Source organism: Bacteroides cellulosilyticus DSM 14838, assembly GCF_000158035.1.
Taxonomy (GTDB): Bacteria; Bacteroidota; Bacteroidia; order Bacteroidales; family Bacteroidaceae; genus Bacteroides; species Bacteroides cellulosilyticus.
Window position 1 is genome coordinate 168,515 of sequence record NZ_EQ973489.1, and the last position, 3,350, is coordinate 171,864.

Below are 3,350 nucleotides of genomic sequence, written 5' to 3' on the forward strand. Positions count from 1 at the left end.
CAAGATAAAACGGTAAATGTCATTGTGCCGAATGCCTTCCCCGATTTTCTGAGATGGATGCCGGGCAGCAAAGATGTGTTACTTTACGATCACTACAAAGAATTTGCCGATAAGCTGATATCTGAGGCCGAAATAATCTGTTGTCTGGATTTCAACGCTTTGAGTCGTATTGATGCAATGGCAGATGCCGTAAAGGCTGCAAAAGGGAAAAAAATATTGATAGACCATCATCTGTATCCCGAAGAATTTTGTGATATTACAATTTCACATCCGAATATATCTTCCACTTCCGAACTGGTGTTCCGTCTGATATGCCGTATGGGTTATTTCAATGAAATTACCAAAGCGGGAGCAGAGTGTATTTATACCGGTATGATGACCGATACGGGTGGCTTTACCTATAATTCCAATAACCGGGAAATTTATTTTATCATCAGCGAGTTGCTTTCCAAGGGCATCGATAAAGATGATATTTACAGGAAAGTCTATAATACTTACTCTGAGGGTCGTTTGCGGTTGATGGGATATGTGCTTTCGCAAATGAAGGTGTATCCTGATTATCATGCAGCCTTGATTTCGTTGACCAGAAACGAACAGGGACGCTTTGATTATATCCGGGGTGATAGTGAAGGATTTGTAAATATTCCTCTGAGTATAAAGGATGTGGTATTTTCCTGTTTCTTACGTGAAGATACGGAGAAGCCAATGATTAAAGTTTCGTTGCGTTCGGTAGGTACATTTCCCTGTAATCAATTGGCTGCCGAATTCTTCAATGGAGGTGGACACTTGAATGCTTCAGGCGGTGAATTCTATGGTACAATGGATGAAGCAAAGAAAGTTTTGGAGCGTGCTTTAGAGAAGTTTAAGCCTTTACTGAATGCGAAAGGATAAAAAAAGAGGGGCACAAAGGTTAAAAGATACGAACTTTCCTCGTAGAGCTTTCAACTTTCAACGAAATCGAATACTTTTGTACGGAATTACTAAATAACAGATAATGAAGAAACTTACATTATTCTTTTTGTCCTTGCTGGCATGTGGATTGGCTTTCCAGGCTTGTGATAATACCAAGACTTATGCAGAAATGCTGGAGGACGAAAAAGATGCTATAAAGGCATTTATACGGGACAGTAGTATCACTGTTATATCTCAGACTGAATTTTACAGAAACGACTCGACTACGGATGTGAACAAGAATGAATATGTACAGCTTGCCAGTGGTGTATATATGCAGATCATAGATAAGGGTTCCACTAATTTGGCCGATACGGTAAAGGCGAATGATCAGATTCTGGTTCGCTTCTCGGAATATAGCCTTATGGATAAAGTGGTAACTGTGTCCAATCTGGATTATGCAGAAGTAGTCGATGAATTTAACTATAGAGTAACAAGTTCTTCTATTGCCGGTCAGTTTACACAAGGATTTATGCTCTCTTATTATGGAACTTCTGTGCCTGCCGGTTGGTTGGTGCCGTTGGCGTATGTGCGTGATGGCGCATGCGTTAAACTGATTGTTCCTTCTAAAATGGGACATAGCTCGGCTATGCAATCTGTATACCCTTATTATTACTATATTCAGAAATATCAAATCTATAAATAATTATAGTATAACCAACAATCTTTAAATCATTAACCTAATGACTCTAATCAAATCTATCTCTGGAATCCGCGGAACCATTGGCGGAGGAGCGGGTGTGGGCTTGAATCCGCTTGACATTGTGAAATTCACATCAGCGTATGCCACACTTATTCGCAAAACGTGCACGGTAAAAAGCAACAAAATTGTAGTAGGACGCGACGCCCGTATTTCGGGTGAAATGGTGAAGAATGTAGTAGTAGGTACTCTGATGGGTATGGGCTGGGATGTAATTGACATTGATTTGGCTTCCACTCCGACTACTGAATTGGCTGTAACCATGGAAGGTGCCAGTGGCGGTATTATCCTGACAGCATCGCACAACCCCAAACAATGGAACGCTCTGAAATTGCTGAATGAACGTGGCGAATTTCTGAATGCAGCCGAAGGCAATGAAGTACTTCGTATTGCTGAGGCAGAAGAATTTGAATTTGCTGATGTAGACCATCTGGGCTCGTATCGCAAGGATCTGACTTATAATCAAAAACATATAGATAGTGTGCTGGCGCTCAACCTGGTAGATGTAGAAGCTATCAGAAAAGCGAATTTCCGCGTGGCTATTGACTGTGTAAACTCGGTGGGTGGTATTATTCTGCCGGAATTGTTGAAACAACTGGGTGTGCAGCATATAGAGAAGCTCTACTGTGAGCCGACAGGTGACTTCCAACACAATCCTGAACCGCTTGAAAAGAACCTGGGTGACATAATGAACCTGATGAAGGGTGGTAAAGCGGATGTGGCTTTTGTTGTTGACCCTGACGTGGACCGTCTGGCAATGATTTGCGAAGATGGAAAGATGTATGGTGAAGAATATACGCTGGTAAGTGTGGCTGACTATGTGTTGAAGCATACTCCGGGCAATACGGTTTCTAACTTGAGTTCTACACGTGCGTTGCGCGATGTAACCCGTAAGTATGGTAAGGAATACTTTGCTTCTGCTGTGGGCGAAGTGAATGTAACCACTAAAATGAAGGAAGTAGGCGCTGTAATCGGTGGTGAAGGCAATGGTGGAGTTATTTATCCGGAAAGTCATTACGGTCGCGATGCATTGGTGGGTATTGCTTTGTTCCTGAGCCATCTGGCACATGAGGGTAAGAAAGTGAGTGAACTTCGTGCAACTTACCCGTCTTACTTCATGGCAAAGAACCGTGTAGACCTGACTCCTGAAACGGATGTGGATGCTATTCTGGCTAAAGTGAAAGAGCTTTATAAGGATGAAGAAATCAATGACATCGATGGAGTGAAAATAGATTTTGCTGATAAGTGGGTACACTTGCGCAAGAGTAACACCGAACCGATTATTCGCGTGTATAGCGAAGCTTCCACACCGGAAGAAGCAGAGGAAATCGGGCAGAAGATTATGAAGGTAATTGAAGATCTGGCGAAGTAAAAGCTGTCAAGAGCAGATTTATAAATATTCAACAAATGGGAGGCTTTGGTCTCCCATTTGTGTTTCAGGAACAGATGGTCTGTTTACCCCGGGCACATCATCCGTTTCCGCAAGGGCGGTCTTTTTATTTTAATGAGAGTACTTTGTCAATCTCCCCTTCAAAGTTTGGAGTGAATATCCCTTTGCCTAAATTCTCTTTAATTTCTTCTATCGTCCAGAAACGTCCGCCATCCAGCTCATCACTGGGGAGTATCTCACCATCGTATATGGTCTTGTGCACAAAGACGAGTTCTTTTTCGCGTGCGGACTCGAATACATAATGCGTAA

Annotated in this window: 3 protein-coding genes and 1 pseudogene; 3 read left to right on the forward strand and 1 reads right to left on the reverse strand. The window is 42.3% G+C overall.

The window, feature by feature from the left end; all coding sequences use genetic code 11:
- The 3 genes from BACCELL_RS03520 to glmM form a co-directional block, all read left to right on the forward strand.
- On the forward strand, positions 1-891 hold an 891-nt coding region (locus tag BACCELL_RS03520), incomplete at its 5' end, for a DHH family phosphoesterase (RefSeq protein WP_007210171.1).
- Positions 892-994: 103 nt separating this feature from the next.
- Complete coding sequence (gene bamK, locus BACCELL_RS03525) at positions 995-1,597, forward strand: BamK family beta-barrel-assembly machinery protein (RefSeq protein WP_007210172.1); 603 nt, start codon at positions 995-997, stop codon at positions 1,595-1,597.
- A gap of 37 nt (positions 1,598-1,634) precedes the next feature.
- Positions 1,635-3,023, forward strand: a complete 1,389-nt coding sequence (glmM, locus tag BACCELL_RS03530) for a phosphoglucosamine mutase (protein ID WP_007210173.1) — start codon at positions 1,635-1,637, stop codon at positions 3,021-3,023.
- Between the two features lie 124 nt (positions 3,024-3,147).
- On the opposite strand, the pseudogene BACCELL_RS03535 reads toward glmM, so the two are convergent.
- Positions 3,148-3,350 (reverse strand): annotated as a pseudogene (locus tag BACCELL_RS03535) (NTP pyrophosphohydrolase); the annotation flags it as partial.